Origin of the sequence: Providencia sp. PROV269, from assembly GCF_028477785.1 — a bacterium.
Lineage (GTDB): Bacteria > Pseudomonadota > Gammaproteobacteria > Enterobacterales > Enterobacteriaceae > Providencia > Providencia rettgeri.
Genome location: NZ_JAMPLV010000013.1, coordinates 26,553 through 49,997 on the forward strand (window position 1 = coordinate 26,553; position 23,445 = coordinate 49,997).

Consider the following 23,445-nt stretch of genomic DNA (forward strand, 5'->3'; position numbering starts at 1 on the left):
GCGAAGACCCACACGAATTCAATGCTCATGCTGTTATCACTTACAGCGAGATGACTATTGATAGCGTGGCTCGTTTAGCTGGAACGGCTGTGAAGTTAAAACCATGGCAGATGGATGATTTATACCAGCATATGAAAGTTGAGCTTAAACGGCTTCAGGAGCTACGTAGCGAAGGTGTAACAGGTCGCATTGAGTTCACACTGCCTGATTGGTATCAGCACGACATAACTTATCAGATGGGGGATGTATGAAGGCAGAGATAACAACCATTCCAGAATTACTCATCAAAACGTATGGAAATATGGCAGAAGTTTCTAGATATCTAGGATGCTATCGAGCGACGGTAAAAAAATACTCAAAAGATGTTAACGCTGAAGGTCATGTAGTTATCAATGGTCGCCTAATGACAATATATAAAACAAGAGTGAATGGCACTTCCAGTCTCGCCAAAGAATTAGATAGTGCCGTTTCTATTGTTAAGTGTATTAAACCCGAAGCTGACTGCAAAAGCTCGCAAATTAACACGAGGTGAACAATGCGTGATATTCAACAAGTGTTAGAGCGTTGGGGAGCATGGGCGGCTGATAATACAGAATCAGTACAATGGTATTCTGTAGCGGCTGGGTTCAGTAGTTTAATTCCAAGCAAGGTGAAGTCACGAGACCAGTGCTGCGAAGATGATGCAATGATCATCTCTGAATGTATGGCGCAGCTAAATAGAAAAGATAGCGAAATGCATGATCTGCTACTCGATTATTATCTGTTTGGTATGACATTCATTCAGTTGGCTAAAAAGCATAAATGCTCTGACACTCACATTGGTAAAAAATTACAGAAAGCAGAGGGGCAAATTGATGGAATGTTGATGTGGTTGGATGTCACTTTGGAAATGGATAAATATGTAGAGATAATTCATTAAATTGCTTTACGATCGTAAAATAGCTGATATTGTGATAAGAGTGACAACAACGTCAGCAGCTTATAGAGCCTCACTTCGGTGGGGCTTTTTTATTGGATGAATTCCAACCACCAAAAGATATTTGGTAGTTCAACGTATCCTGTCGCCATAGAGCATTGTTAGCGCAATGCAGCCAGACTGAGCTATATCAGTCACCCATTCAAGAGGTCGCCCAGTGCGGCCTTTTTTGTTTCTACCATTTTGTTGACACTAACAAGATGGTCACTCATACGCCGCCACAGAATTCTAATCACACACACTTAATTGACGCATAGAGATTGTGCGCGGCTATTTATTAACTAAATTCCTCCTATGGGGAGGTGGGTATGAAACGTATGCCAGAAAAATTCGAATGGTGGGAGCAGATTTTACGCTGGCTGCAATCGGTGCTCCCACTCCTTGGTGGATTCACTATCGCTACAACCATTGCTTACATTCGAGAAAAGCAGGCTGGCTCCCAATGGAAGAGGGCGCTTGGTGAGGCAATAATGTGCGGCTTACTTAGTGTTGGAACCATTCGATTTATAGATTGGTGGTTATCACGTAGTGGTGATGCTGGTTCATGGGCTTTGCTTGCTGAGTTCTGCGGGGTTGTAATTGGCTTTTTAGGAACGAAGAAATTATATGCGCTGTTTGAAGGTGCAGTGAAGATAGTTAAAGTTAAATTTGGAGTGAGAGATGAGTAAAGTATCCCGCGGTATCCGTAACAATAACCCCGGCAATATTGATTATAACAAAGCCAATAATTGGAAAGGTCAATTACCACATGACCCAAGTGTTGAGTCTCGCTTCTGTCGGTTCGAAAGTCCTGCTTATGGCATTCGTGCATTAATCGCATTACTTCGAACTTATCAACGGAAATACGGATTAAAAACTGTATCAGGATTGATTAACCGCTGGGCTCCGACGAATGAAAACAACACAGGCGCATATATTAATGGTGTGGCTAAAGAGTTGGGTGTATCGCCTACTGCTATTGTCAGTCTTGATGATAAATCAACCGCCATCAAACTGGCAAAGGCAATCATTCGTCATGAAAACGGCTCACAGCCATATGATGAGGCCACATTCGAAAAAGCGTGGAGCTTACTGTGAAACTAGGTGAAACGATAATCTGCGTAGCTGTGATTTTATTTATGACGGTCTGCATTGGGTGGCAGAGTGGGAAAATCGACAACCTAAATAACCAATTATCAGCAAGCCAGCTACTAAACAAAGTAACCCAATCAGCAATAACTCTTCACTATCAAGTATCACTCGACAACATCAAAGCAAAGCAATTAGAGGACTCAGAACATGTCAAAGTTAAGACTGTTATCAAAACAGTACTCAAAGACAATGAGTGCGCTAATACTGCTGTGCCCGATGATGTTATTAGCAAGCTGCGGAAATACAAAAGAGGTATTGATTCCCGTTCAACCAGTACCGATACCAGCGCAACTAACCGCTGATTGCCCTCAGCCTGATATTCCTGAGAATGTTGATTGGGGCGATATGCCGCAACTGCTAGTTGATGCAATGAAATCAATAGCAAAGTGCAACTTGGACAAGAAAGCAATACGGGAAATTGAACAACAAAGAAATGCCCCAGATATCGGGGCGAAGCGAGAATAGTAGTTCATGAATGTAACGCAACTATACGTTAATCGTGAATGACCACAACCTTAAAAAGGTAGTAATCTCAAACGGATATTACAAATATGATCCTCCAATTAGGGGGCTTTTTAATGGCAAAAAAATAGCCCCTGGTGTTGAGGCTTAAAAGTGTAGGAATATATATGAAGTTAATAACTTAGCGATGTAATAACCATACCCCTCTTAATGTTACGTTACGAAAGTAAAGTTAAAAGAAAGTTACATTTATTCAAGTTTTGTAATCAGTAGTACGCATTTCACCCTGTGCACCACATGCACACACATCTAATAAACATCGAGCCAATATTTAGGTAATGAGTCTTTGAGGTAATCAGTTATAGCTGGTGCGCTTCGATGGGCTGATTTTCCTATGTGGCAAAGGCTCATTACTAAGTAAGGTAAGCACTATGAATGATTTAACACTGTTAGGAACAAAAGTCAGAGTAGACAAAGAAGGCATGATTTGCCTGACGGACATGTGGAAGGCAAGCGGCAAGAGCGAGTCTGAATCTCCTTATCACTACCTGAGAAACAAGCAAACGAAAGAGTTTCTATCGGAGCTTGAGAAAAACCACGAATCTGTGGTTTTCACTGTAAGAGGTGTAAATGGAGGTACTTACGGTGGCAAGTTCGTTGCTTATGACTACGCTGCGTGGCTAAACCCATCATTCAAATATGCGGCATACAAAGTTTTAGATTCTTACTTCTCAGGGCAATTAATCTCAGTTGCCAGCTTTATGGCTGAAGCGAATATGGCTGGGTATATATTCAATCAAGAATCATCAATCGTTAGTGACTGTGCAAGAACGATGAATTATTGGGGTAGAGGTGGAAGAAAAGCCCACTTGCTACACAATAAGCAAGAAGCAGAAAACAAACTGCAAATTGCACTGGAATACAAGTAGGTCGCTCAGCGGCCTTTTTTATTGGGTGGAATATGAAGAAATACACAGTAACAGCAACAAAGAAAGACGGCACAACATACGAAGGCTTAATGACAACTAAAGAACCTCGGGTGACTAATGGCCTAATCGCAATTGCACAAGCTGACGGTGCATGGATATACATTTCACCTGACGAAATCAGCAGCGTTGAGTATGTGCCTGTGGTTGAAGTTGCGGAATAACCAATCACAAAGCCAGTTTATGCGGACTGGCTTTTTAATTTGTTATGAGGATATGAATATGGCACTGACAATAAAGCAAGAGGCTTTCTGTCAGGCATACATAGAGAATAAAGGTAATGCTTCGGAGGCATACCGAACTGCGTATGCCACTGGAAAGATGAAAGCTACATCTATCAACTCCAAAGCCTATGAACTGTTAAACAACGGTGAGATTACGGTGAGGATTGCAGAGCTTCAGCAAGAACACAGGGATAAGCATGATGTAACGGTGGCTAGTTTGTTGGAAGAGCTAGAAGAGGCCAGAAAGGCCGCTTTGTCAGCCGAGACCCCACAATCGTCCGCAGCTGTAGCGGCTACAATGGGTAAGGCTAAACTCACTGGACTAGATAAACAAATAGTTGAACTAACAGGCAAGAATGGCGGCGCTGTTCAGGTTGTTTCAATGTCACCTGACGATATTAAAAGGGTGATGGAAAATGACGATTGCTGATGACCTGATTAGAGCAAAGATGTGTGAGACTGACGGATTGTACTTCTCTCGATACTTCTTCAAGCAGCGAACTGGCGGCAAGATGATTGTCGCGCCTCATCACCATGCAATACAGAACGCGCTTGATAGGGTTATTAGTGGCGAGATTACACGGCTAATAATTAATGTTCCTCCAGGTTATACAAAAACAGAACTCGCAACTATCAACATGATGGGACGAGGGATGGCGATAAATAACCGCGCTCGCTTCATGCATCTTTCATACTCCCATAACTTGGCATTACTTAACTCATCAACAACCCGCAGCATGGTTAAGTCACAAGCATTTCAATCTATGTGGCCAATGACTTTACGCGATGATGCAGATAGTAAGGCTATGTGGTGGAATGAGTTTGGCGGCGGTGTGTACGCTTCATCAGCCGCAGGTCAGGTAACAGGTTTTCGAGCGGGTCACATGGAGTCAGGCTGGCAAGGCGCATTGGTTATTGATGACCCAGTTAAGCCCGACGATGCATATAGTGAGACCGTTCGTGACGGTGTAAATAATCGCTTTAACGAAACAATAAAATCACGATTGGCTATAGAAACCACGCCAATGATTGTGATTATGCAGCGCATTCATTACCACGATTTAAGCGGTTATCTATTGCGTGGTGGCTCTGGTGAGAAGTGGCATCATCTTTACTTGCCCGTAGTCATTGATAATTCTCAATCGTATCAAGAGCTATTCCCTGAAAACTCTCACGCCATACCTATTGAGCATGGTCTTGACGATGGCTGGCTGTGGGAATTCAAACACAACGAATCACATCGAACCGCCTTAGAGTCACATCGTAGAACATTTGAAGCACAGTATATGCAACGACCTCGCAGATTTAACGAGGAAGGAGCGCTGTGGAATGAGCAAATGATTAATGCGGCTCGTGAGCTGAATATCATAGAGCCATTAGCTCGAACGGTAGTAGCTATTGACCCGCAAGCGACAAATTCAGATGAGAGTGACGAAAGCGGAATTGCAGTGGCTAGCGCATATGGTGGTGGTGATAAACGTCAATTCACTGTCGATGGTGATTATAGCGGCAAATACTCCCCGAATGGTTGGGCGACAAAAGCGATATGGGCCTATGAACATCATAAGGCTGACGCAATAGTCATTGAAACTAACCAAGGCGGTGATATGGCTGAAGATACCTTGAAGAATGCAGGTTTCAAAGGTCGTATTATCCGCATCCATGCCAGTAAGGGCAAGTTTGCCAGAGCTGAGCCAATATCAGCATTATATGCACAGGGTAGAGTTGGACACAGAGGAAACTTATTCACACTGGAAAACCAGATGATGGAATACGTACCACAAATAGCCAAGAAGTCACCCGACAGAATGGACGCCACAGTTTATGCATTGACTGAGCTGAGTGAGCCAGTAATTGTCGGAATGCTAGTTAGAAAACGTTAATGAGGGCAAAAATGGAAGTAAATCAACAGCGGCTATCATTAGCGGTTAATAACGCATTGAAAGCTGCACAAAGAGCTAGAATGTCCTACGTTCAGTCGCTAGGAACTGGCAACACTAAAAGGCCTCGGATATGGAATGAGTTTGGCTGGCCTGAGAATCTAAATTTTGATGATTTTTACAGGGCGTATGATCGCAATGCGTTAGGCGGTGCTGCGGTTGATAGATACATATCTGGGTGTTGGATTGATTACCCTGAAGTATTCGAGGGTGACGAGAAAGCAGACAAAGACGGCTCAACTGATTGGGATAACGGCTTAAACAAACTACTTAAAAAACACTGGGAACAAGTTGTAGAGGCTGATAAGCGTAATTTAGTTGGACGTTATTCTGGCTTAATTATTCAGATCAGAGATAACAGAAAATGGAATGAGCCTGTAGATACTGGCATTGTCAAAAAACTGAAAGATAAGGCTATTGTTCGCTTAATCCCTGCGTGGGAAGCACAGCTGGATGTCAAAACTTGGGATGAAGACCAAACAAGTGAAAACTACAGCATGCCAACAATGTACTCGTTTACTGAAATGGCAGTGGGGGATGATAGCGACGGTTCACCATCTAGAATTATTGATGTCCACCCTGACAGAGTGATACTGCTTATCGAAGGTGCGGCAGATGGCAAAATGTCATCAGGAATTCCCCTGCTAAGAAAAGGTTACAACGACTTACTTGATATTGAAAAAGTGTCAGGTGGTAGCGCTGAGGGCTTTTTAAAGAATGCCAGCCGACAACTCAACTATGCATTTAGCAAAGAGACTGACTTTAACTCATTAGCTGAGGCATTAGGAACCGATATAAGCGGACTTGCTGACGCTCTTGATGAACAAGTTAGACGGCTAAATCAAAGCATCGATGCTTCTGTATTAATGCAGGAAGGCTCTGCCAGCGTTCTATCCGTTCAGCCAGCCGACCCAGAGCCGACTTGGCGCACGCTTCTAGCGGCTTTTGCGGCATCAATCAACATGCCAGTTAAGGTGCTTATCGGTCAAATTACAGGTGAACGCGCCTCGACAGAGGACATGAAAGACTGGGCTAAAACGTGCAAATCAAGACGAGAGGGGTTTCTTGCTAAAGTCATCACCGACCTAATTCATCAACTTGGAAAACTTGGCGTTATTGAGCAAAAAGATGAGATAACAGTAAGCTGGTCTGATTTGCTCGCACCAAGCCAAGCTGAAAAACTGGACAACATGAGTAAAGCTGCTGATGTTGCACAGAAAACACAGGCTGCATATGGTCGACCTGTGGTATTGGAGAATGAAGTTAGGGCGCTCGGTGAATTCAAAACCCTTAAAGAGTTTGAAAATGACGAACCACCAGAGTCAGGCCCTAAAGGAGACCCATTAGTAGATGATGAAGAATCAAAAGATAGGGTCGCCGATAATACCAAGGAATAAGGCTGACCCAACACAATCAGGGCGGCAAGTTAGAAAGATGTTCCGTGATATTGACAATCGGTATTACGAACTCAAGAAAGCACTCAAGCAACTCTTCGACCTGTCATTTACTGGCAGAGAGAAATCGCAATCACCCACTCAAAGCTACATACTCGCTAAAAACGCACAGGATGAGCCTGACACGATTTTTAAGGTTAACTCTGGCGTTTATATATATGACCTAGCGGAACGTCCTACAGAGTACGCTAGATTCCTCGAAAGACTGCAATCAATACTTGATGACTACCTTCTCGAAGGTGGCGACGAGAGATTGTGGGCGTTTGGGTATGTATCTGATGAGTATGAACGCGGCACCTTGAATGCTTACACTAACTTAGCCGTTCAATCTGAAGTCTACGCACAGCAAACAACACTTACTTATCTACTATCACAGTCAGCTTATCAGAATCAGGTCGCAGCGGCGTTTATCTCTACCTATAGCGATTGGCGAGGACTGTCTGATGCTGCACGAACTGACCTAGCAAATGTAATCGGCACATCGATAGCAAGAGGCATAAACCCACGCGAAACAGCGCGGATAGTTAGCCAGCGGTTAGATGTATCGATGACCCGAGCAAAGGCTATCGCACAGACGGAGCAAGTTGGCGCACTTCGTAGGGCAAATTGGAATGAGACGACATGGGCTAGCGAAAGGTTAGGGCTGAAAACTGGCATCTTATGGATATCAGCACTTAAGCCGACCACTAGACCAAGTCATGCAGCACGTAGCGGTAAGATATTCACTGTTGAGGAGGTGGAATATTTCTACTCAATCAATGGTAATCGCTACAACTGCTACTGTGCTAATCAACCAGTATTGCTTAATGAAGATGGCACGCTGCATAACCCTAGCATTTTAGACAGGCTCATTCAGTCGCGTGATGAGTGGGAAGAAAAGCGAACAAACAAAGAGGCTGCATAATGGCTGACATTATTAAGAATCAAATAGTTAATGGATTAATCCCTGTCTCACATAACGGTCGAATTACCGCCTGCACATCTGATGGAAAAGTTATCGGAGGCATCATTAGCTGTAGCGTTGAAAGCGATTGCCGCGACATTGTGAGAATGACGCTGACTGTCGAAGTTCAAAATCGTGAAGGTAACTTGGTAATAGGTCGATTTAGTAAGGCAGAAAAGCAGGAAATCGAAACAAACTTTTCTTTGAAGTAATCCATAAGAGGCCAACACATGAAGCTATCCAGCATTCATGTTAAATCACTGGCTGTCAACTCCTCCAATATCTCAACTGAAACTATTGATGGTGATGAGCATATCGTCATTCGCGGCGTTGTGCCTGTCATCGATGATGTTGTGATGAATGGTGGCTTGTATCCAGCTAGTGAAATTAACAGTAGTTTTAAGTCAATGGAGGGGCGGCAGTGTCCATACGGTCACCCTAAAATCGGCACTGATTATGTATCGGCAGACATGCCCCGAGCGGTAAATCAATATCACATTGGGGCATGGGCTGAAAACGTCCGTAAGGATGGCGAAAAGGTCATCATGGATGTGAAAGTTAATCGTCGTTTTGCTGATGGCTGCGAGAAGGGGAAAGAATTCCTATCCAGAATTGATGACATTATCGCGGGCAATAGTTCCGATCCCATTCATGTATCAACGGGATTATTGCTCCAGCGCGAGCAGAACAAAGGCAAGTCAAAGGGTAAAGCCTACACATGGGTTGCCCGAAACATGCACTTTGACCACATCGCTATTTTACCCGCATCAGAACCAGGAGCAGCTACACCAGAAGAAGGCGTGGGAATGTTCGTGAATAGCGAGGGTGAGAAGCTAGAAACTGAAACGGCAGAGCTTATTGATGCAGCAAACTGCACACAAGAAGGCTTATTCAACAAAGCTAAGTTCTTTTTCGCTAATAATTCATTCTCATTTGAAGATATCTATTCCGCATTACGTGCGGCATTACGCAATGCTTCTAGTGGCGATGATTGGCCTTATCACGAAATGGTATGGCCCGATAAATTCATTTACTACAAATCAGGTAAAACCTACCAACAAAAATACCTCATGAACGATGACGGAGACGCCGAACTCGTTGGTGAGCCTATCGAAGTTGTGCGCAAGCCAACAGAGTACGAAGTTAAAACCAATAAGGAAACTAACCCGATGAAAGAACTCATCATCAATAAGCTGAAGGCGAAAGGCATCGAAACAGAAGGTAAATCTGATGCTGAATTACTTGATGCGTACAGCCAAATGAACGCCGAAGAAAAGAAAGAGGAAACGCCAGAAGAAAAAGCTGCGCGTGAGAAAAAAGAGAAAGCGGAAAAGGATAAAACCGACACCGCAAACAACAGTGAACTACAGCAACAAATCACAGCCGCTGTAAACGCTGCTATTGCCCCACTTCAAGCGCAGTTGAATGCTAATGCAGACAAAGAAGTAAATGCCATGCGTGACGCTGTGAAAGCTAAATTCGGTATGTCCGACATCGCTGTTAATGCGCTAAGTGGCGACCCACTGAAAGAGCTATACGCTCGGTGCAATGTATCACATGGCCTGAATGGTTCATTCCAACAAGTCAATTCCTCTCAATCAGTTTCAGATATGCCGGAGTAAAACATGGCGAATAAAAAACGTGTAATTCATGCGGGTGGTGTATTTCCTAATCCGCTATTAAATCGTGAAGGTGCGGCTGCGGCTGACACTAAAGCGGGTGTTATCGGCTTCTATGATGAGACCACAGCTAAATTTACGCCATCTGTCGATGGTAAAGAAGCGAATATTTTGTATGTGGCCAACTTTGATTATCTGCGCTGCCAGACAGTTGATGATGTAATCAAGGCTGGTGATTGGGTTGTTGCAATTCAACCAATGCAAGGTCTGTTCCTAAACGTGCGTGCCGCCGCTGGCACTTACAAGAAAGGTCAAGCGGTTATTGTTGCTAATGGTCAAATCACACTGGCAACGGGCGCAGAAGGCGAAGCAGTATTTGCCTATGTCGAAGAAGATACAGCCTTAACCGTTACGGCGGGTGAGCTGGTTCGTGTTGTGTTCAAGTAAGGAGAACTGAATGTTTTATTTTTCAACTAAGAAGGCAACCGAAACGGGGAACCTTGAAGCTAACCAAGCGCAATTCGGTGCGTTGAGTTTGGAGCGTAACTCATCTGCTCAGGCTGTGGCTGACTTTATTTCTCGCGCTCGTAATGTGCCAGTTTTAGATGCTGCCAATGCAGTGGACGACATTAAACGTCTGTACAAAGCGTATGACCAGACTGTGTTAGCTGAATTCCAGCCAAACACTGAATTCACTTTGTTAAACGACCTTATGGGACTATCTCGCTCTGTTCGTATTGATGAGTCGGTCTATGAGTATGCTCGTAAAGGCGGAGGTGGTGTGGCTCACACGTCAATGAGTGGTCAGGTCGGTGCGTTACTTGAGGCTAGTGCTTATAGCTTCGATGGAACAATGGTGCCAATTCATGACACTGGCTTTAAGTTCACATGGCGTGACCCGATTTTCGGTAAAGGCTCTGCATTGGCTTCGTTATCTGACGCTCAGAAAGACTCTGTTGATACTGTTCGCCGTAAGTACCTCGATTTTATCTGGAATGGTTTTCGTGATGCTGCGGGTAACTTCATTGCGTTTGATGGCAAAACCTTTAAAGGCCTGCGTAGTGATGAGCGCGTTGCTCAGGTGACATTGAATATCAATCTCGCAACTGAGCAAGATGGCAAGAAAATTCGCACTGAAATCATCAAACTGCGTGACGTTCTGAAGCTGCAAAATCTGCAATACGGCGAGCAGACTTGGTACGTATCTGGCGAAATCCTGTCTAACTGGGAGTCTGTCTACTTCGATGTTAACCAAACCCGCACCATTCTTGAAGAAATTAAGAAAATCACGGGCATTAAAGACATCAAAGAAGACTATGAGCTGAAAGGTAACGAAGTTCTTATTGTTCCGCTGGGTGCTGGTGTTATCGCGCCTATCGTCGGTCAAGCGTTCGGTACTGTTGCTGACCCGCGTCAGTTCTACAACTCAGACTATGTATGGCGCACATGGGGTGCTGCTGGTCTGATGGTTAAGCAAGACATCGCTGGTCACTTCTCAGTTATCCACGCTAAAGGCGCATAAGGGGGATTCATGGCACTGGTAAAGGTTATCTCAAGTAACTTCTTTGCTGGTGCCGACCTCAAAAAACAAGAGGTTGGCGCTCAGCTGGATGTCTCAGAAGAAACCGCTGAAACATGGCTACGGGCTGGTCTGGTCGAGCGAATCGAAGAACGAAAACTCGAAGTCGCCACGCCAGAGAAGAAAAAGGGTAAAGGTAAATCAGATGGTGATAACACTTGATGATGTAAAGCCAATGATAGCCGAGCTTGGGTTTACATTGCCTGATTCCGTGCTGTTGTTGCTACTGGATCAAGTGAATGCGAAATCTGAATGCTTGGCGGCTAACTATGATGAATCATTGCAAAAGCTACTTCTAGTTTATGCCATGGTTCGTATCGCCTCATTGTCTGGCGCTCGAAAGATATCATCACAAGGCGCTCCTAACGGGGCGTCACGCTCGTTTACTTATGACTCTGCTGGTACGGATCATTTACTGAAACAGTTGAGAGCGTGGGATACGGCAGGGTGTTTATTATCGTTACCACTGGCGAGTAAATCGGTTGGATTCTTTGGTGTGGTAGGGGGTTACTCGTGAGTAATACGGCTAACTGGTCATATACCAATGTCGCTACTGTTTACCCTGTCATTCGCGGCGGTGGTAAATGGGATGACACAATCACCTATGGCACTCCATATCTTATCGACTGCACATTTCGAGGTAGTAACGAGGTAGCGAAAGATGATTTCGGGACTGAGTTTGTTACTAAAGACTTGTACAACACCGAGATGAAACATAAAGGTCAGCCTGTTCGTCATCCTGTCCGTGGTGATTATATCGCGCAGGAAGACACAACAGCCATTCTTGACCCAAGGTTAGCGAATGCGAGTCAAATCGTTGTGGTAAGCAAAGATGACATGAGTTTCTTTGGGGAAGAATATGACTACGTGATAAGGACTTAATCATGGGCGTAAAAGTCAAAGGTATCAGGCGAGTTAGAGGAAATATCAATAGCGAGTTAGAGCTTATTGCTACCCAACGAACCGCCAGAGTTATGCAGGAGATATCTATCACTGGTGCGGCTTATGCTGCGGCAATTACCCCCATCGACACATCTAATCTAATCAACAGTCAGTATCGCCAATTGCAGAAAATACCCAGCGGTTATGAGGCTAGAGTTGGTTATTCAGCCAACTATGCCGCAGCGGTTAGTCAGATGAAAGGTAAGCTTAAAGGCCAGCCAAGGGAAGATTTTGGTAAAACTCGAAGCGGTGTCTCATTTGGTGGCGGTACTGGCAAGGGGAGATATTGGGATCCTAACGCCGAGCCTGATTTCTTACGCAAAGGCTTTGAAAACGCAGCGTCAGAAATACAGGAAATCATTAAACGAGGCTACAAAATATGAAGTCAAGCGATGTATTCGAAGCTATTGCTGATTGGCTTGAATCACATGGCTTCAATGCAGGGTATAAGTTGCAAAAGAGGTTCTGGCACGAAACGGAGAATAGCCAACTTATTAGGTTTATGCTTATTCAGAATATGAGCGATGGCAGGTCTGAAGAGGCATTTGTTGATGATAGTTACAGGATAGTTCTAATTTCTGCAAGAAACGAAACCAATGTTGACGATATTGATGATTTAGCATCGATGATCCGAAACACCATGATTGATGATTACAAATCAGGCTGCATCACCATGATGCGACCTATAGGCGGTGGCTCAAGCTTTATGAGTGAAAACCGCACCTTTTTCGAAATCAATTTCAACACAATAATCTCACGATAACGGAGTAAATAAACATGGCATGTGAATCAGGTGCATTCACAGGGCGCGACGTCGTTGTATTTTATGCAATTGCGTGTCCTGAGAACAAACCATCACCAATCGATTACGGTCGCCTTGGTATGATGCGCGGAAAGTCGTCTGCTACTGAATGGGAAACGGTAGACGCAACGGGTGATATGTCGCCACAAAATACACAGGAAAGCTTAGTTTCGTATAAAAACGTCACTTTCTCGGGTGATGGCGTATCTCGTAAAGAGTCTTTATACGGTCAGAAAGAGCTTAAGCGCCACGTTAACAACCCTGAAACCACATCAGGTCAGCCTTATGTATGGTTCAAGATTGTTAGCCCTACAGATATCACAGAAGGCTGTTTCTTAGTGACTAGCTGGAGTGATGAATATCCGCACGATGATGTAGCGACTTGGTCTATTGAAGCCAATAGCGCAGGTGGTGTCGATATCCGTGATATTCCAGAAGAAATCGTAATCACTAAACAGCCAGTAGACCAGACTTTAACTGTAGGCCAAACGCTAACTCTGTCTGTGGAAGCTAAATCCACCGATGGCTCAGCGTTAACTTACCAGTGGAAGAAAGGTAACAGTAATGTGTCTGGCGGTACTGCTGCGACATTCACCAAGCAGGCAACGATTGCAGGTGATGCAGGGGAATATACTTGCGTCATTACTTCAACGTCTGCGGGTAGTGTTACTTCAAGTCAGGCAACAGTCACCATTTCTTAATCTAAGGGGCGCAAGCCCCTCTATTGAGGTCTCATGCAAGTATTAACGGATGTAGGGCAATTTACAGCAATAGTAGATGGTAAAGCGTATTGTTTTACACCTTCATTTTCTGCGATGGCCAGACTAGCGAAGGACTCACTAACAAGATTGACTGATGTTTTCGTTACAATTCATGGCGGTAAATTCCCAAAAATAAACAATCCTGATATCGCTAAGCAAGTGGAGCCAGTCTGCTTTGCAAGAATGGCTATGGCATGCAAGGAAGTGATGGAGGTGTGCTGTAACGAAAATATCAGTAATTTAATCGGCTCACTTAGCATTAATAGAAAGGGCTGGTTAAGTTATCGAGCGGGGTATATTGAGCTTGAGGATATTATTAAGCTTGCCCGTCACCTTATGCGCCACGGCATCATGGGCGACCAAAAGCCTGATGAAGACGAAGAACCACAAGGGAAATTCACAAACGAGTTCGACCCACGCGTCTATGTCTATCTTGCCGTAGCCCATTTGGGTATTAGCGAACAGGAAGCATGGGGAATGACAATGACAGGTTTCCGCGCTGCAATGGAAGCTAAATTCCCCCGTAGCGAGAAAGATAAAATCCCATCCAATAAGCGGTATGAAGAAGCTATGGATTGGGCTGATAAAATTATTATGCGTGATAATGCGAGGTAGGGTATGTATTTACAAGTTCTTCATGGTGGCGATCCGAAACGAAAGCCAAAAGAGGAAATCATTAAAATTTCTAAAATACAGCACGTTGAAGATTTAGTTGCTGGATTACCTGACAAAAAGAATTTTGGCGAATGCCTTCTTGTCAGAGCTATTGACCAGCCAAATGGGCGAGGTGAAATCATTTATCAGATGGAAGATGGTGATATTTACAGAGTGTTAAGTGAAAGTGGCGCTATTCTGAAAGAATACAGGAAATAGCGCATAGCCAATTATTTCTTGTCTGTAGTAATGATCTCAATATTTTTTGCATATTCAATAGCTTTCATCATTGATTCCATATCATCACCTTGCACTACAATTTCAACGCCATCCCTTTTAATTGTTATTTTCTTATGCTTATTTTTTCTGATAAGAGAAATTATAACGTATGCCAGTGAGCCCCAAATTGCAGTAGAGTTGATGAGCTCAATAATGACTTCTGGTAAGGTTGATGAATTGACCTGTAACGATGGGCCAGATGATTGCTGTGGTTTTGTTAGGCTGCTTTTTATTACGGAGTATCTCATGCCATTATCTAGCAAAGATGTACACAAATCAGCACTAACCGATTCTGGAAAGGATAGCTTAACTGGTGGTGTGGACATAAAAATTTCCTTTTCTTCTTTCTGCCGTAGGGTGTATGGATTTATCACTTGCCTAAATATGGCTTTCCGTTCCTTGGTATATGGAGAAATGACTGTTCATATTGACAAGGAAACATTGAAAGACATCATTAAAAATAGTTAGATAACAGACTCATATCGACTAGAACCCCAACCTTCAGCGTTCATTTTGTTTTGAATGTTTGTGATTTTCTCTTGCTCACCTAGTTCTTTGTATATTTTGCAAAGGGCTTCGGCTGCATAATGCGAAGGGTAGTAGAATTTATTATCTGGCGACCGTCGGCCTGTAACTGAAAAGTATTCAGCACATTCTCCGCGCTTCTTTTCAATCATGGCTTCAAGCACTATATTGGATATGGATATAGCCTGCTCACAAACGCTAATAGCATCTTTAAGGTTGTGCGGATTATGGCGCAAGTTGTATTGGTACTTTACTTCTTCTTGCATCCTAAAATGTAGGTCAATAATCTTGGCATAGCTCAATGTGTAAATGCGCTCTATATCCTTATCAAACTTTTTCATTTGTTATCCTTGTCGTAAAGCTTCACTAGGGAGTCATAAACAACCTTCTTAAATTCTTCTGCTTGGATTGCTGCTTGGTGCTCTGCGCTTGTTTGCGGCGTAGTTGATGCCGCGTCTACAGCTTCTTGCAGTATCATTACTATTTCTGAATTTAATGATCTGCCATTCTGTGCAGCCCTTACAGTTAGTTTCTCTTTTAAATCATCCGTCATTCTTACGCCGAATGGTGCAATGCTTCTCATGCCTTTCATATTCACTCTCACTGTTGTGTGATATCACAGTGTAGTGAATATTTTTTTGACTTAATACTCTCACCGTGTAATGATAGTGAAATCAAAACGGAGGTGTTAAATGAAAGTAAGGGATATTGCACCATTTGGTGTAAGAATGGAGCCAAGTCTCAAAGAGGCTCTAAAGAAGTCAGCAAAAGATGAGGGTAGATCGTTAAACTCTGAAATAATCCAGAGATTAATAAAAAGCCTAAAAGCTGATGGGATATTGAGTGCGTAAAATAGAGAAGCCCCAACTACTTGCAATAGTCAGGGCTTCAAGTTTAGTCCGAAACCTAGAGAGAAACGAACTATGAATACTATATCAACAATTAACGTACCTTTCCACGGTGATAATCTATATGTGGTTAATTACAACGGTGAGCCGCATGTACCGATGAAGCCAATTGTAGAAGGCATGGGGTTAGACTGGAAAAGCCAATTCAGCAAGATTAAATCAAGGTTTTCTAAAGGCATGGTGGAAATCACCATACCCACAAAAGGCGGTGAGCAATCAATGATTTGCCTAGCCCTCCGTAAACTTACTGGCTGGCTTCACACTATCAGCCCTAACAAAGTTAAAGCTGAAATCCGTGATAAGGTAATCCAGTATCAAGAAGAATGCGACGACGTACTCTATGAGTATTGGACTACTGGCGAGGTTAAGGCTAAGCCACGTAAGCAGGTTAAACAAATCGCTGGTCGTATTACCTCAGAGCAGCAAGAAGCAATTAAGCAACTCGTTTTAAATCGCGGCAAAGCATTGCCCAAAGAGAAGCAAGCAAAAGCAATGATAACTATGTGGTCGTCGCTAAAAAGTCATTTTGGTTGCACGTACAAAGAAATTGATAGTGACAAGTTCACAGAGGCATTATCACTGGCTGCGCGTGTTCCGCTCGAAGGTGAGTATTTACCGAAGCAAGCTGAGCTACCTACGCCAAAGCTTGAGATTGATTATCCGCTTACTTGGTATCCAGACAATTTCCCATTTGTAGATATGTGCTTCTACAAAAACGGGCAATTAAAAGTAACTCAGTCAATGCTTACTGAGACCAAAAGCCCAAGCAAAGAAATTTTAAGCAAGTTAGAAAGTGCTGGCTACGATGTAACAGCAGCTAAGGCTGAAATTGAGTCACTACGCCACACTATGATTGAAATGTCATGGGCGCTAGGTCAAATAGCTTCTTTTGCCAAAATGAAAGATGTTGTGAACAAGACGTTTACAGCCTAACCACCTAGCCCAAGGATGGGCTTGTATCTCACCAAATAGGTATCATTGTATATGTATACAGTGTTTTTTAGTCATCTATCAATCGTTAAGTATCGCTATCGATCGCTAAATTCGCACAACTGGGGTTGTTAAGTTAGCTTAAAAACTCTAATATACTCCAAGGTATATTTAGCAATTTGATAAGGCATGAAAATGAATCCTTTACTAAAACATTGTTTTGCGATTTTAGCGAGTGGAGTGCTCAGCATTCCTTCGTATTCGCTAGCTGACGCATGTAATGATAAGGAGCCACATGTCATGAAAAGAAATGTGATTGATAATGTTATAGAGCTTAAGTCTGAGTATGCAGAAAGAAATCAGATAGTTAATAAGCTAGCTGATGAAATAAACGCGTACTACTTTAATCTGCTAGAGATGGACGATTATCAAGCTCATGGCGTTATGCTTCAAAATGGGCTTGTTGAAAACAAAGCTTGCGAAGCTGCTTTAAGAGGATTTGAAAATGTTCTTAAAGTAATGGTTAAGCAAGACGACTTGTCCGATGAAGAAAAAACGGAAATGAAATCATACTTGCGAACAGTTGCTAAGGCTAGACATGCAATAGCTCGTTTAAATGATTTTTCTCGTCAGTTATTCACTATCCCTAAGACATTCGAAAGTGATATTGACTTTAATGCTTTAAGGGAATTGGCTGATCACACAACTAAGAAAATAATTTCAGGTGACTATTCCTTTACTGGCTAATTCATGGACGAAATAGAAGTAACTATAAACGAGCAAACAAGAAATCATTTTTTTGGCGACTTATTCCAAAAACATTTAGATCTCGAAGCTAAGCTACTCAAAGACTTTAAAAAGTATAAGTCAGATGAGGGGATCCCTAGTTATTTCGGAAGAGATGTTTCATACGTTAAGCCATATTCAGCTGAAAAAGCTTGTTTGATGCATATTCATTTAAAAATACCGCCAGATAAATTTCCAGATGATAGAGTTCAATATTATAGAACTCACAAAAAAGGAAATCCTGAAAAAGATATCTGCTTGGTGTATGTGCAGGGGCTTATTGAAGATCACCGATACTCAATTATAGCCATACTACATCCTGATGCTCACCTGAAAGCACAAGACTATAAGTTCATGGATGAGTTGGCGCAAATAGCCCAAAAATTTAGAGATGAAAATTAACCTGCTTCGGCAGGTTTTTTGTTTGCTTCAATTTGCATCCTCGCTGCGCTAACATTACTGAAACTAATTGATGGGATGGTGAGATGAATAAGATTTTAGGTTTATTTGCGTTTGTAGTTTTCTGTGTTACTGCCTACTTTGCATTTAGGGAGCCTGTTTCATTATTTATTATTGTTCCTGCATGTATATTTATTGGTGCCAAATCGGATGTTTTAGGCGCTAAAGTATCATCTGTTGGGGTAATAGTTGTCTGTGTGGTGGCGCTTTTTGGGGTTAACTCAAAGGCTCCTATCTTTGGTGAGCGCTACGAAAATAAATTAGCTATTGAACGATATAAAGATGCGGAGAGGCAAGAAAAAATAGAAGAAATGAATCGCGTGTCATTAGGAGAAAATAAGCTAAAGGATTCATTAAAGGATCCATCATCCGCAGAAATAAAAAACAGCCGTTCTGGTAAATCAGGAGTTACATGTGGTGAGGTAAATGCTAAAAACAGCTTTGGAGCGTTTACTGGCTATAAAAACTTCATACAAATTGGCTCAACTACTTTAATAGATGATGGTTCTTCTGAATTCACAAAAGAATGGAATGAGATGTGTCGGTAATTAAACTTTAACTTTACAGGCCCTGCTTAATAGCAGGGTTTTTTATTTTAGCTAAAGGCCCATGTATTAATTTGCATGGGCTTTCTTTTTTTAAAGAGGTTAACAATGACGCTCAATGCTGGTTCAGTAGAATTTATTATTAAAGCAGATACTGAAGCTCTGCTAGTTGCAAATAAGCAAGTGGAAAGAAGCTTAAGCGATCTCGACTCGGGATTTAATAAAACATCTAAATCTGTTGATAAAACAGAAAAATCAATGCTTTCTCTATCTAAAGCCGCGGCAGCTGTAGCCTCTGCTTTATCCATAGGTGTAGTTGTTAGCGCGGTGGATGAGTGGGGGCAGGTAGCAGCTAGAATAAAAATGGCTTTGAAGTCTGTAGAGGGGGATGTTGAGAAATACGCTGCCATACAGGAGCGTTTTTTAGAAATAAGTAATCGAAATGGTAAGGCTGTTGAAATAACTCAATTGCTGTATGTAGAAGCCGCAACATCCATGCAAGAGCTTGGTTATAACACCGAGCAAACAGTTGATTACATTGAGTCTCTATCATCGGCGTTAACTGCAAATGCCACTAGTGCAAACCAAACACAATCAATGTTAAATGCGCTTAGTAAATCAATGGTGTCTGGAAAAGTTGCTGGAGAAAACTGGAACTCAATTATGAATGCGACCCCAACACTGATCGGGGATATCGCTAAGCAATTATCTTTAATGCGTGGCGGGGTAAAAGTTACAGAGCAAGATGTTAAAAAGCTAGCCGCTGAAGGGAAAATATCATTCCAATTATTTGCCGATGCGATCATTAAAGCTAGAGATGCAAATAATGCAATGGCCGACTCAATGGATAACACTGTCGCTGATGGGTTCACGAAATTAACAAACTCAGCAAAGGCTTATTATGGTGAGCTGAATCAGACATTAGGCATAACAAGAAGTGTTTCGGCTGGATTTGCTGTACTAACTGAGAATTTTGATAAGGTCTCTACCGCCGCAATGGCTCTAGCTGCTGTTATGGGGGCTAGAATGGCAGGCGCTATGAGTAACTCTGTTAAGGCTAAAATTGCCGATGTTGCCGCAAGTACAGCCCAAGCCAAGGCAACTCACCAAGCGGCACTAGCTGAACAATATGCAGCAACTGCAACAGTGAAGAAAACACTAGCCGATAAGGCTGCCGCTGCATCTTCATTAGCTCTTGCTCAGGCTGAATATAATGTAGCTAAAGGAACAAATGCCGAGGTTACAGCGCTAGAAAACTTAATAGCCAAAAAGACAATTGCTAGGAATGCGTCATTAGCTCACGCGCAAGCATTAAAGGCTGAGACTGTAGCAATAACTACAACTGGTAACGCTGCAAGAGCTGCGAACGTTGGACTGACAGCTTTAAGGGCTGGATTGGCATTGATTGGTGGACCAATGGGCGCAGCCATGATCGCCGCTGGTGCTGTATTCTATTTTTACCAAAAAAGCCAAGAAGCAAAAGAGGAAGCATTGGCATTTGCTGATTCTATCGAAGAGTTAAAAAATAGAATGAAAGAGCTATCCGCTGTAGCGCTAGAAGCGGAAATGGCTAAAGCCAGAAGATCAATTAACGAGCAAAAGGATGTAATAAAAGAATTAGAAAGTGAAATAGAGATGCTGAAAACATCTTACAAACTAACATCTGAAAGCATGGCGCTGTTTTTAGATAAAGAAAAGAAACTAAGTGAGATAAGTGATGATCTAAAAATAAAAGTAAATGACCTAGAAGAGAAAAAAGCTAGATTAGCTGAAACGATCGGGTTTGTATCTAAAGCAACCGAAGAAATGAATGCAAGACTTGATGATGCTTCAAAAATGTTCGGTGGAGCTACCAACGGTGCGGATAAGCTAGGTAATGCAGTTCAATGGATGGGGCAAAAAATAAAAGAAGCTGCGGATGCTCAGCGTGCTCTCAATGACGCGCAAAAGGAAGCGCCAAAAACCGATGAAGGTGCAAAAGCAATACTGTCTTTGAAAGAACAGAATGAGTTACTAAAAATCAAAGATAAGCGGCAAAGAGCCATTAGAAAAGCTGAAATGGAAGCTGGCAAGTTAACGCAAAATAAAGGTCAGGCGGATGAGTTAATAGCAGAAGCTACAGCCTTTTATGATTTAACTGAAGCAGACAGAGAAAGAGAAAAACAGTCCAAATCATCATCTAAAACCACAGATTCAGTAACGGAAGCAATTAAACGCCAAATAGCCGAAATCGAACGCCTTAATAAAGGTTACGAAGAAGGCTCTAAGAAGTTAGCGCAATATGATGCTGGTAAGGCATTGGGTGATAAGGCAAGTCCTCAGCAGATAGCAGAAGCGGAGCGTTTAGCTGGTGAGTTGTACGACATTCAGCAACGATTAGCAGACAAACGAGCAGCGCTAGAAGCTGATGTGATCGCCAAAGCAGATAAGTTGAAAACTGATGAATTGGCACAGATAGAAAGACAACTGAAAGCGGGTGATATTTCTTTCGAAGAATCACAGCGCCGTAGGTTAGAAATCGCGTCTGAATACGCCACTAAAATTGCAGAGGCCACAGCCAATAATATCATCACACCAGTAGCAGAGAACCGCGCTAAGTTCGACCCTGTACAAGCATTACAAAACGAAAATACCCGCAAATTAGCCTTGATGAGAGAGTATTACAATCAAGAGCAGCAGTTACTAGAAAATTCCTACACTAAACAGCAAATGTCGCATGAGCAATTTACAGCAGCAAAACAAGCTACTGACATGCAATACAGAGCGCTTATTACAGCGATGGATAATCAGTACCAACAACAGCAAACAGCCGCACAATGGGAGCTAATGAGGAATCAATCATTAAGCTACGAAATGCTGGCGTCTGCGGTTGATTCGTTCGCGGGTAATGCTTCCAATGTAATGACAGGGTTAATGACGGGTACAATGTCGGCAGCTGATGCTATGCGCTCATTGGGTAACACGATTCTAAACAGTGTCGTTAACTCAATCGTGCAGGTCGGTGTCGAAATGCTGAAAAACTTTATCATCAGTAAAACGATGGGGGTTGCAGCACAAACAGCGAACGCAGCGGCAGCAGTAGCAGGTGGTGCGGCAGCGTTGGCAGCTTGGACACCTGCGGCAATAGCGGCATCTATCGCAACAGGTGGGGCAGCAGCAGGTAGCGGATTAGCTTCTTTCCAATCGTCAATGCTAGCTGGTCAATCGATGTCATTACTCGGCGGTCGTCGCTACGGCGGTAACGTATCAGGCGGAAATCCATATCGTATTAATGAATCGGGTGAATCTGAGATATTCCAGACTTACGACGGGAAACAGGCTTTCATTCCTAATAAGTCAGGGAAGGTTATTCCTGCGGATAAGGCCAGTAATGGTGCTGCAAATATATCGGTAACAATTATCCATACAGGCCAGCCATTCTCAGTTGAAGACCAGAGAGTCAAACAAGGCAATGACGGACAGATGATGTTAGAGCTAATCACTCGAAGCATTGACGAGGGAAGCACTGTAAGCCAAGCAATTGAGCGAAACTTTAATACAAATCGCAGAGCAAGAGGTGGTTACTAAATGGGTGACTTTAACGAAGAAATTATTGATTACCCTCGCGGTATGCCATTGCCGATTAGGGCAGACAAAAACATGACCATCGATACGGGATTTAGGACTGACCAGCCACAGGTTGGCGCTCCTATTTTCCAGCCTCTGACGGATGATTTAAAAACTGTTTGGAGTGTGCGATGGGTATTGAGGCGAGAGCAGGAAAGGCGCTTTGCTCAATGGCTGCGAAGTCCTAACTATCTTGATAACGGTAAGCGCTGGTTTCGCATGGAGATTGATTTGGGCGGTAGTGGACTGCAAGAGCAAATAGTTCACTTCGTTCAAATGCCAGTGCAGACCTCGATAGTTGCGGGCGTGGTGACGTGGACGGGAAGCATTATTTGCCGAAAACTGAACAATACAGATGATGAGTTTGGAGACTTGATTGTCGAGTTATTGCCAGAAGAATGGGGTCTGCTCGATATCGTTGTAACCGAGCGATTGCCACGATGCAAGGAGGGCGAATGAAGCTAAGAGAGTACAGAGCGCAACGACCGATGCGCACATTCTACGAGACCATTCAATTCTATCACCCATCATTCGGAAACATTCATTTAGTCAGTTTGCAGATAGAGCCCAAAGTGCTTGGTGGCGTTGAGTATCAGCCGTGCAACTTCGAACTTGCTGAAAGCCAGCAGAGTAAAACGCCGATTATCGATGCTTCTGTTAAGTTTAGCCGAGTAGCGCAGGACTTTAAGCAGCAGCTCAAGCTATGGCGATCAAACACTCGAATGAAGCCAATTATCGCAACGTTTAGGCTATTTGATTCTGCTGACAAAGATAATCCGATAAGTGAATGGTCGCTGTACGTAAAAGACTGCTCACTCGATGCCGAGTCGGTCACTGTCACGCTGTCGATGAATAACCCGCTGAATAAGAACATTGGCAGAATATACACGATGGAAGAATTCACAGGCTTGGAGACTGTTTAATGACGAGAAAT

General features: G+C 43.0%; 35 protein-coding genes. 32 read left to right on the forward strand and 3 right to left on the reverse strand.

Annotated elements, in window-relative coordinates; genetic code table 11:
- Positions 1-89 precede the first annotated feature (89 nt).
- The 24 genes from PR683_RS14975 (at position 90) to PR683_RS15090 (ending at position 14,692) form a co-directional block, all read left to right on the forward strand.
- On the forward strand, positions 90-251 hold the full coding sequence (locus PR683_RS14975; RefSeq protein ID WP_272581858.1) for a hypothetical protein: 162 nt from the start codon (positions 90-92) through the stop codon (positions 249-251).
- Positions 248-532, forward strand: coding sequence for a hypothetical protein (locus PR683_RS14980; RefSeq protein WP_140180799.1), 285 nt, complete (start codon positions 248-250; stop codon positions 530-532). Before PR683_RS14975 ends, PR683_RS14980 begins: the two co-directional genes overlap by 4 nt.
- Positions 533-535: 3 nt before the next feature.
- Positions 536-919: an antiterminator Q family protein gene (locus tag PR683_RS14985; RefSeq protein ID WP_181488398.1), complete on the forward strand. Its 384-nt coding sequence runs from the start codon at positions 536-538 to the stop codon at positions 917-919.
- Positions 920-1,284: 365 nt separating this feature from the next.
- Positions 1,285-1,644, forward strand: coding sequence for a phage holin family protein (locus PR683_RS14990; protein ID WP_262410969.1), 360 nt, complete (start codon positions 1,285-1,287; stop codon positions 1,642-1,644).
- Complete coding sequence (locus PR683_RS14995) at positions 1,637-2,053, forward strand: structural protein (RefSeq protein WP_272581859.1); 417 nt, start codon at positions 1,637-1,639, stop codon at positions 2,051-2,053. The genes PR683_RS14990 and PR683_RS14995 overlap by 8 nt, the downstream gene beginning before the upstream one ends.
- A gap of 201 nt (positions 2,054-2,254) precedes the next feature.
- On the forward strand, positions 2,255-2,572 hold the full coding sequence (gene lysC / locus PR683_RS15000; protein ID WP_272581860.1) for an Rz1-like lysis system protein LysC: 318 nt from the start codon (positions 2,255-2,257) through the stop codon (positions 2,570-2,572).
- A 428-nt stretch (positions 2,573-3,000) separates the two neighbouring features.
- Positions 3,001-3,498, forward strand: coding sequence for a KilA-N domain-containing protein (locus PR683_RS15005; protein ID WP_272581861.1), 498 nt, complete (start codon positions 3,001-3,003; stop codon positions 3,496-3,498).
- A 32-nt stretch (positions 3,499-3,530) separates the two neighbouring features.
- Complete coding sequence (locus tag PR683_RS15010; RefSeq protein ID WP_042847873.1) at positions 3,531-3,719, forward strand: hypothetical protein; 189 nt, start codon at positions 3,531-3,533, stop codon at positions 3,717-3,719.
- Between the two features lie 58 nt (positions 3,720-3,777).
- Positions 3,778-4,209, forward strand: coding sequence for a terminase small subunit (locus PR683_RS15015; RefSeq protein ID WP_181488390.1), 432 nt, complete (start codon positions 3,778-3,780; stop codon positions 4,207-4,209).
- The gene (locus tag PR683_RS15020; protein ID WP_272581862.1) at positions 4,196-5,662 is read left to right on the forward strand and encodes a phage terminase large subunit family protein; all 1,467 of its coding nucleotides are present in this window, start codon (positions 4,196-4,198) and stop codon (positions 5,660-5,662) included. Before PR683_RS15015 ends, PR683_RS15020 begins: the two co-directional genes overlap by 14 nt.
- An 11-nt stretch (positions 5,663-5,673) precedes the next feature.
- Positions 5,674-7,116, forward strand: a complete 1,443-nt coding sequence (locus tag PR683_RS15025; RefSeq protein WP_231138079.1) for an anti-CBASS protein Acb1 family protein — start codon at positions 5,674-5,676, stop codon at positions 7,114-7,116.
- A complete protein-coding gene (locus tag PR683_RS15030) occupies positions 7,070-8,077 on the forward strand; it encodes a phage minor head protein (protein ID WP_272581863.1) in 1,008 nt (335 codons plus the stop codon). The genes PR683_RS15025 and PR683_RS15030 overlap by 47 nt, the downstream gene beginning before the upstream one ends.
- The gene (locus PR683_RS15035; RefSeq protein ID WP_210848410.1) at positions 8,077-8,328 is read left to right on the forward strand and encodes a hypothetical protein; all 252 of its coding nucleotides are present in this window, start codon (positions 8,077-8,079) and stop codon (positions 8,326-8,328) included. Before PR683_RS15030 ends, PR683_RS15035 begins: the two co-directional genes overlap by 1 nt.
- Before the next feature lie 18 nt (positions 8,329-8,346).
- On the forward strand, positions 8,347-9,738 hold the full coding sequence (locus PR683_RS15040; protein ID WP_272581864.1) for a DUF2213 domain-containing protein: 1,392 nt from the start codon (positions 8,347-8,349) through the stop codon (positions 9,736-9,738).
- Between the two features lie 3 nt (positions 9,739-9,741).
- On the forward strand, positions 9,742-10,182 hold the full coding sequence (locus PR683_RS15045) for a hypothetical protein (protein ID WP_126437294.1): 441 nt from the start codon (positions 9,742-9,744) through the stop codon (positions 10,180-10,182).
- A gap of 10 nt (positions 10,183-10,192) precedes the next feature.
- Complete coding sequence (locus PR683_RS15050; protein ID WP_272581865.1) at positions 10,193-11,257, forward strand: major capsid protein; 1,065 nt, start codon at positions 10,193-10,195, stop codon at positions 11,255-11,257.
- A gap of 9 nt (positions 11,258-11,266) precedes the next feature.
- Positions 11,267-11,476 (forward strand): hypothetical protein, encoded by a 210-nt coding sequence (locus tag PR683_RS15055; RefSeq protein WP_136135541.1) that lies wholly within the window; start codon positions 11,267-11,269, stop codon positions 11,474-11,476.
- The gene (locus PR683_RS15060; RefSeq protein WP_272581866.1) at positions 11,460-11,831 is read left to right on the forward strand and encodes a DUF7370 family protein; all 372 of its coding nucleotides are present in this window, start codon (positions 11,460-11,462) and stop codon (positions 11,829-11,831) included. The genes PR683_RS15055 and PR683_RS15060 overlap by 17 nt, the downstream gene beginning before the upstream one ends.
- Positions 11,828-12,196 carry a hypothetical protein gene (locus PR683_RS15065; RefSeq protein ID WP_272581867.1) on the forward strand — a complete coding sequence of 123 codons (369 nt, stop codon included), beginning with the start codon at positions 11,828-11,830 and terminating at the stop codon, positions 12,194-12,196. The genes PR683_RS15060 and PR683_RS15065 overlap by 4 nt, the downstream gene beginning before the upstream one ends.
- A 2-nt stretch (positions 12,197-12,198) precedes the next feature.
- Positions 12,199-12,639 (forward strand): hypothetical protein, encoded by a 441-nt coding sequence (locus PR683_RS15070; protein WP_210786671.1) that lies wholly within the window; start codon positions 12,199-12,201, stop codon positions 12,637-12,639.
- Complete coding sequence (locus tag PR683_RS15075) at positions 12,636-13,019, forward strand: phage tail termination protein (RefSeq protein WP_272581868.1); 384 nt, start codon at positions 12,636-12,638, stop codon at positions 13,017-13,019. The genes PR683_RS15070 and PR683_RS15075 overlap by 4 nt, the downstream gene beginning before the upstream one ends.
- Before the next feature lie 14 nt (positions 13,020-13,033).
- Entirely contained in the window at positions 13,034-13,759 is a 726-nt protein-coding gene (locus tag PR683_RS15080; protein WP_272581869.1) for a phage tail tube protein, read from the forward strand.
- A 33-nt stretch (positions 13,760-13,792) separates the two neighbouring features.
- Positions 13,793-14,434, forward strand: a complete 642-nt coding sequence (locus tag PR683_RS15085) for a DUF6246 family protein (protein WP_136135563.1) — start codon at positions 13,793-13,795, stop codon at positions 14,432-14,434.
- A 3-nt stretch (positions 14,435-14,437) separates the two neighbouring features.
- On the forward strand, positions 14,438-14,692 hold the full coding sequence (locus tag PR683_RS15090) for a hypothetical protein (RefSeq protein ID WP_272581870.1): 255 nt from the start codon (positions 14,438-14,440) through the stop codon (positions 14,690-14,692).
- An 11-nt stretch (positions 14,693-14,703) separates the two neighbouring features.
- Here PR683_RS15090 and PR683_RS15095 read toward each other — a convergent pair whose 3' ends face one another.
- The 3 genes from PR683_RS15095 to PR683_RS15105 form a co-directional block, all read right to left on the reverse strand.
- The gene (locus PR683_RS15095) at positions 14,704-15,078 is read right to left on the reverse strand and encodes a hypothetical protein (protein WP_238563479.1); all 375 of its coding nucleotides are present in this window, start codon (positions 15,076-15,078) and stop codon (positions 14,704-14,706) included.
- Positions 15,079-15,216: 138 nt separating this feature from the next.
- On the reverse strand, positions 15,217-15,618 hold the full coding sequence (locus PR683_RS15100; protein WP_272581871.1) for a hypothetical protein: 402 nt from the start codon (positions 15,616-15,618) through the stop codon (positions 15,217-15,219).
- Complete coding sequence (locus PR683_RS15105; RefSeq protein ID WP_239354344.1) at positions 15,615-15,869, reverse strand: Arc family DNA-binding protein; 255 nt, start codon at positions 15,867-15,869, stop codon at positions 15,615-15,617. The genes PR683_RS15100 and PR683_RS15105 overlap by 4 nt, the downstream gene beginning before the upstream one ends.
- A 100-nt stretch (positions 15,870-15,969) precedes the next feature.
- Here PR683_RS15105 and PR683_RS15110 point away from each other — a divergent pair, with 100 nt between their 5' ends.
- From PR683_RS15110 to PR683_RS15145, 8 genes are all read left to right on the forward strand, one after another.
- A complete protein-coding gene (locus PR683_RS15110) occupies positions 15,970-16,128 on the forward strand; it encodes an Arc family DNA-binding protein (protein ID WP_165880893.1) in 159 nt (52 codons plus the stop codon).
- A gap of 72 nt (positions 16,129-16,200) precedes the next feature.
- Positions 16,201-17,118 (forward strand): phage antirepressor N-terminal domain-containing protein, encoded by a 918-nt coding sequence (locus PR683_RS15115; protein ID WP_239354341.1) that lies wholly within the window; start codon positions 16,201-16,203, stop codon positions 17,116-17,118.
- 192 nt (positions 17,119-17,310) lie between these two features.
- A complete protein-coding gene (locus PR683_RS15120; RefSeq protein ID WP_272581872.1) occupies positions 17,311-17,862 on the forward strand; it encodes a hypothetical protein in 552 nt (183 codons plus the stop codon).
- A gap of 3 nt (positions 17,863-17,865) precedes the next feature.
- Complete coding sequence (locus tag PR683_RS15125) at positions 17,866-18,303, forward strand: type II toxin-antitoxin system YafO family toxin (RefSeq protein ID WP_272581873.1); 438 nt, start codon at positions 17,866-17,868, stop codon at positions 18,301-18,303.
- Positions 18,304-18,386: 83 nt separating this feature from the next.
- On the forward strand, positions 18,387-18,908 hold the full coding sequence (locus PR683_RS15130) for a hypothetical protein (protein ID WP_272581874.1): 522 nt from the start codon (positions 18,387-18,389) through the stop codon (positions 18,906-18,908).
- Positions 18,909-19,013: 105 nt separating this feature from the next.
- A complete protein-coding gene (locus PR683_RS15135) occupies positions 19,014-22,472 on the forward strand; it encodes a tape measure protein (protein ID WP_272581875.1) in 3,459 nt (1,152 codons plus the stop codon).
- Positions 22,473-22,970, forward strand: a complete 498-nt coding sequence (locus PR683_RS15140) for a hypothetical protein (RefSeq protein ID WP_210815459.1) — start codon at positions 22,473-22,475, stop codon at positions 22,968-22,970.
- On the forward strand, positions 22,967-23,434 hold the full coding sequence (locus PR683_RS15145; RefSeq protein WP_144141802.1) for a DUF1833 family protein: 468 nt from the start codon (positions 22,967-22,969) through the stop codon (positions 23,432-23,434). The genes PR683_RS15140 and PR683_RS15145 overlap by 4 nt, the downstream gene beginning before the upstream one ends.
- The last annotated feature ends 11 nt before the right edge of the window (positions 23,435-23,445 follow it).